Annotated in this window: 5 protein-coding genes; all 5 read left to right on the forward strand. The window is 35.8% G+C overall.

The window, feature by feature from the left end:
* Nucleotides 1-96: 96 nt before the first annotated feature.
* Nucleotides 97-1,173: a peptide chain release factor 1 gene (gene prfA / locus AB8B90_RS12680; protein ID WP_405337445.1), complete on the forward strand. Its 1,077-nt coding sequence runs from the start codon at nucleotides 97-99 to the stop codon at nucleotides 1,171-1,173.
* 34 nt (nucleotides 1,174-1,207) lie between these two features.
* Nucleotides 1,208-2,020 carry an orotidine-5'-phosphate decarboxylase gene (gene pyrF / locus AB8B90_RS12685; protein ID WP_405337447.1) on the forward strand — a complete coding sequence of 271 codons (813 nt, stop codon included), beginning with the start codon at nucleotides 1,208-1,210 and terminating at the stop codon, nucleotides 2,018-2,020.
* Nucleotides 2,021-2,040: 20 nt separating this feature from the next.
* Nucleotides 2,041-3,411, forward strand: a complete 1,371-nt coding sequence (locus AB8B90_RS12690) for a pyridoxal phosphate-dependent decarboxylase family protein (protein ID WP_405337449.1) — start codon at nucleotides 2,041-2,043, stop codon at nucleotides 3,409-3,411.
* A gap of 70 nt (nucleotides 3,412-3,481) precedes the next feature.
* Nucleotides 3,482-5,017, forward strand: a complete 1,536-nt coding sequence (gene guaA / locus AB8B90_RS12695; RefSeq protein ID WP_405337451.1) for a glutamine-hydrolyzing GMP synthase — start codon at nucleotides 3,482-3,484, stop codon at nucleotides 5,015-5,017.
* Nucleotides 5,018-5,082: 65 nt separating this feature from the next.
* Nucleotides 5,083-6,000, forward strand: a 918-nt coding sequence (locus AB8B90_RS12700) for a LysM peptidoglycan-binding domain-containing protein (RefSeq protein ID WP_405337453.1), incomplete at its 3' end; no start/stop codon positions are given.

The following is a 6,000-nucleotide window of genomic DNA, read 5'->3' on the forward strand; positions in this document are numbered from 1 at the left end:
AAACTAAAAAAAATATTTTTCTGAGTTGTTAACAATTAATCAACGACTTAAAATCCATAAAATATTGTATTTTTGAATCACAATTTTTAGAGATAGATGTTAGAGAAATTACAGATCATAAAACAACGCTTCGATGAGGTGAGTGATTTAATCATTCAGCCAGATATTATCACAGATCAAAAGCGTTATGTGCAACTGAATAAAGAATACAAAGATTTAAGATTATTAATGGATAAACGCGAAGCGTATCTTGAGTTTTCTGATAATCTTAAAGAAGCAGAAGAAATTATTGCAGATGGAAGTGATCCTGAAATGGTGGAAATGGCTAAAATGCAATATGATGAAGCTAAAACTGGGATTCCTGCACTTGAAGAAGAAATAAAAGTGCTATTGATTCCTAAAGATCCTGAAGATGCTAAAAATGCTGTTGTAGAATTGCGTGCTGGAACAGGTGGAGATGAAGCCAGTATTTTTGCAGGTGATTTATTTAGAATGTATACTAAATATTGTGAAGGTAGAGGCTGGAAAGTTGATGTGGTAGACTATAGTGAAGGGACCAATGGTGGATTCAAAGAAATTCAATTTGAAGTCTCTGGTGAAGATGTCTATGGTACATTAAAATTTGAAGCTGGAGTACATCGTGTTCAACGTGTGCCTCAAACGGAAACTCAAGGGCGTGTACATACAAGTGCAGCAACTTGTATGGTGTTTCCTGAAGCTGAAGAGTTTGATGTGGAGATTAATCCTAAAGATGTTCGAATCGACTTTTTCTGTTCGTCAGGTCCAGGAGGTCAGTCTGTAAATACAACATATTCAGCAGTACGTTTAACACATGAACCAACAGGTTTGGTAGCCCAATGTCAAGATCAAAAGTCACAACATAAAAACAAAGAAAAGGCATTTAAAGTATTACGTTCGCGTTTATATGAAAGAGAATTGGCGATAAAAAATGCGGCTGACGCAGAAAAACGTGGTAGTATGGTGAGTTCTGGAGATCGTAGTGCTAAAATTAGAACCTATAATTATTCTCAAGGTCGTGTTACCGACCATCGCATTGGTTTAACACTTTACGATTTATCAAATATTGTAAATGGTGATATCCAAAAAATTATTGACGAATTACAACTTGCAGAAAATACTGAAAAGCTAAAAGCAAGCGACGAACATATTTAATAACGAGCCTCATTTTGAGGCTTTTTTTTATAGCATGACAACACAACAACTCACCGAACAAATTCATAAAAAGAAATCTTTTCTATGTATAGGATTAGATGTCGATTTAAATAAAATTCCAGAGTATTTATTAAATGAAGAGGATCCGATTTTCGCTTTTAATAAAGCAATTATAGATGCAACACATCATTTGTGTGTGGCTTACAAACCCAATACTGCATTTTACGAAGCTTATGGTTTAAAAGGATGGAAAGCTTTAGAGAAGACCATCATGTATCTCAACGTGAAACATCCTGAAATATTTACCATTGCAGATGCTAAACGTGGAGATATTGGTAATACGAGTCGTATGTATGCTAAAGCATTTCTTGAAGATTTAGCTTTCGATTCTGTTACTGTGGCTCCTTATATGGGAAAGGATTCTGTTGAGCCTTTTTTAGAGTTTAAAGATAAACACACGATTTTATTAGCATTAACGTCTAATCAAGGGGCTTTTGATTTTCAAACCAAAACTATTGAAGGTGAAGAATTGTATAAACAGGTCTTAAAGACTTCAAAAAACTGGGAGAATTCTGAAAATCTTATGTATGTTGTTGGCGCAACAAAAGCTGAATTTCTCGCAGATATTAGGAAGATTATTCCCGAAGCTTTTTTATTAGTGCCAGGAGTTGGCGCTCAAGGCGGAAACCTGCAAGATGTTTGTAAATACGGAATGGGTGCTAACATAGGTTTATTAGTAAATTCCTCTCGAGGCATTATTTATGCTTCCAACGGAAAGGATTTTGCTCAAGTTGCTGCTCAAAAAGCAAAAGCGCTACAGACTGCGATGGCTCAAGAATTAAAGTGATAATATTAGAATCTTAAGGCATGCATAAAATTGATTTTGAGCTTATAGAAATGACGATGGATGTCATGAAATATGCTATCGATCGTATTTCTCACACCAAACAAAAAATAGGAAAACCACTTAAAGCAGAGGCTTTAAAAGCCTTAGTGGGCGAAACAATCACTGACAAAGGAATTGGTGGTGAAAATGCGTTTCAGTTATGGAAAGATCACCTAGCTAAGGCTAATGTTCCTGTTGATCATCCTCGCAATTTGGCTTTTGTACCAGCCGCTCCTACAAGAGCAGCAGTTATGTTTGATCTCGTAACTTCTGTGTCGAGTATTCATGGTGCATACTGGATGGAAGGTGCTGGAGGAATTTTCTGCGAAAATGAAGCCATGAAGTGGATTGTGTCTTTAACAGGTTTGCCTGAAGGTTCCTTTGGTGTGTTTACAAGTGGAGGCACTGCAGCTAATTTATCGGCAATCGTTACTGCTAGAGAACATTGGCGAGAAGATGAAACCTATAAGAGAGAAAAGGGTTTAATTATTACTTCTAGTGGAGCACATTCTTCTATAAAGGCAATGGCTAAGGTTGCAGATGTTGATATTCTTTTGGTAGATTCTGAAGAAAAATTATCAGGTACAAATCTTAGAGAAACAATAGATAATTTAACATTCCATCAACGTAAACGTCTTTTTGCTGTTGTCGCTACTGGAGGAACAACTAATGCTGGTATTATTGATGATTTAGCAGGTATTGCTGAAGTTTGTGATGCTGAAAGACTATGGTTTCATGTCGATGCTGCCTATGGAGGTGGTGCGTTAGTCGCAGATTCTGTTCGTCATTTGTTTAATGGTATCGAAAGAGCAGATAGTATTACTGTAGATCCGCATAAATGGATGTTTTCTCCTTATGATTGTGGAGCAGTGATTTACAGACGTCCTGAATTTGCCAAAAATGCACACTCGCAACAAGGATCATATCTTGATATTTTTAAAGATGAAGGTGCTCATGGATTTAATCCAACAGATTATCAGATTCAGTTAACACGACGTGTTAGAGGTTTGCCATTGTGGTTTTCGTTAGCTACTCATGGCACAGATCGTTATAAAGAAGCTGTTGAACGTGGTATTGAATTGGCACAAATAGCTGGTCGTATTATCGAAGATAATCCTAATGTTGAATTAGTGAGAGAACCAAGCTTGTCATGTGTGTTGTATAGGAGAATAGGTTGGAAGCCTGAAGATTATACAAATTGGACCTACGATAATCACGATAAAGGATTTGCATTAGTGACGCCTACAAAGTGGAAAAATGGAGCTCATTTTGAAACTGTTTCAAGGTTTTGTTTTATCAATCCTGATACTACCGAAGACGATATCAAGATGATTCTCGATACGATGGCTTAAAAACATTAAATTTTGCTGAGATTAGATTATAATTTTGTTGTAAAAAAATAGCAAATGATTACTTTTGCACATGCAACACAACAAAGTCCTTATTCTTGATTTCGGTTCACAATACACACAGCTTATTGCACGTCGTGTTAGAGAGTTAAACATCTATTGTGAAATCCATCCTTTTAATAAAATTCCTAACGATTCTGACAGCTTTAAAGCGGTTATTTTATCTGGTAGTCCAAACTCTGTAAGAGGTGAAGACGTATTACATCCAGATTTATCAAATATTCGTGGTACAAAACCAATGTTAGCAGTTTGTTATGGTGCGCAATATTTAGCACATTTTTCTGGTGGTGAAGTTGCAGAGTCAAATACAAGAGAATATGGTCGTGCTAATTTAGGTTTTGTAAAATCTGATGAAGCCTTTTTTGAGAATATTCACGAAGGGAGTCAGGTGTGGATGAGTCATAGCGATACCATCAAACAACTACCAACTAATGGTGTGCTGTTGGCAAGTACTGAAGATGTTGAAAATGCAGCGTTTAGAATTGAAGGTGAAGACACCTATGCGATTCAGTTTCATCCTGAAGTGTATCATTCAACTGATGGTCATCAATTATTGCAGAACTTTTTAGTTAAAATAGCAAAGGTTGAACAAGATTGGACGCCAAATGCATTTGTTGAAGAAACGGTTGAAGCTCTCAAAGCTCAAATAGGAAATGATAAAGTGGTTTTAGGATTATCTGGAGGTGTAGACTCTTCGGTGGCTGCCATGTTATTACATAAAGCTATCGGTGAAAACTTGTATTGCATTTTTGTAAATAACGGATTGCTTAGAAAAAACGAATTTGAAGATGTCTTACATCAATACGAAGGTATGGGCTTTAACGTAAAAGGTGTTGATGCTTCGGCACGCTTTTTGGATGCCTTGGCTGGTAAGAGCGATCCTGAAGAAAAAAGAAAAACGATTGGTCGCGTGTTCATTGAGGTTTTTGATGATGAAGCACATCTAATTCAAGATGTGAAATGGTTAGCACAAGGCACCATTTATCCTGATGTAATCGAAAGTGTTTCGGCTACAGGAGGACCAAGTGCTACAATAAAAAGTCATCATAATGTTGGAGGTTTACCAGACTTTATGAAATTAAAAATCGTAGAGCCTTTAAAAGCCTTGTTTAAAGATGAGGTAAGACGCGTTGGCGCTTCTATGAATATGGATGCACAGCTATTAGGTCGTCATCCTTTTCCGGGTCCTGGACTAGCAATTCGTATTCTTGGAGATCTAACTCCAGAGAAAGTACGTATATTACAAGAGGTAGATTTTATTTTTATTAATAACTTGAGATCTTGGAATTTGTACGATAAAGTATGGCAAGCAGGTGCAATGTTATTACCTGTAAATAGTGTTGGTGTGATGGGAGACGAACGAACCTATGAAAAATGTGTAGCATTGAGAGCTGTTGAAAGTACAGATGGAATGACTGCAGATTGGGTAAATTTACCGTACGAATTTTTACAGAAGACCTCAAATGAAATAATAAATAAAGTGAAAGGCGTTAATAGAGTTGTATATGATATAAGCTCTAAACCGCCAGCAACTATTGAATGGGAATAAATTTGTGACTTATGTTCTGAATTTGTTTCAAAAGGAAAAGCAATAGGTACATAATATTTTTTTGAATGAAAAAACTCTTAATCATCATCGTAATTTTTTGTTGCAGTTTCTCTGTAACCGCTCAAGATTACAAAACACACAAGGTCAAAGCAGGTGAAACTATTGAACAAATAGCCAAACAATATTTGGTAACACCATTCGATATTTTTGCTCTCAATCCTGACGCTAAAAAAGCATTGAAACCAGATATGGTTTTAATAATTCCGTCGTCTCGTGTGAAAAATGAAGCTATTCCAGACGAAACAAAGGAGCTTATCGACTACAAAACACATAAAGTAAGACGTAAAGAAACACTGTTCAGTATTTCTAAAAAGTATAGTGTTGAGATTGATGACATCAAAAAAGCGAATACATCTCTATATTCAAAAAATCTTCGAAAGGGTGACAAAATTAGGATTCCGCGTTTTAAAACAATCGTCAATAAAGTCAGTTTAAATAATACCATTAAAAAGTATACAGTTCTTCCAAAAGAAGGCAAGTGGAGAGTGGCTTATAAATTCGGAATTACAGTTCCAGATCTAGAGGCTTTAAATCCAAATATGAATGATGTCTTACAACCTGGTGACGAGCTTAATGTACCAAACATTAGCAATAATGAAGAAAAATCAGTTGAGGATGAATTTAATTATTATACAGTATTAAAGAGTGAAGGCTATATGGCTTTAAACCGAAAACTCGGTGTAACTCAAGACGAATTAGAAGCCTTAAATCCTGAACTTAAAGAAGGAGGTTTAAAATTAGGAATGGTTTTAAAAGTGCCTGGAGATATTCAAGCAACTAATGTTGTAACAGATGTAGCTAATACCAATTTAGCTTCTAATTTAAGTAACCTAAGTGCAAAACGTATTGCCTTAATGTTGCCTTTTAGTTTAAATAAAATCGACGTAGATTCTGTTCAAGACGCTAAAAAAATGATTCGTACC

This window comes from Psychroserpens sp., from assembly GCF_045105015.1.
In the GTDB taxonomy this organism is placed as follows: Bacteria; Bacteroidota; Bacteroidia; order Flavobacteriales; family Flavobacteriaceae; genus Psychroserpens.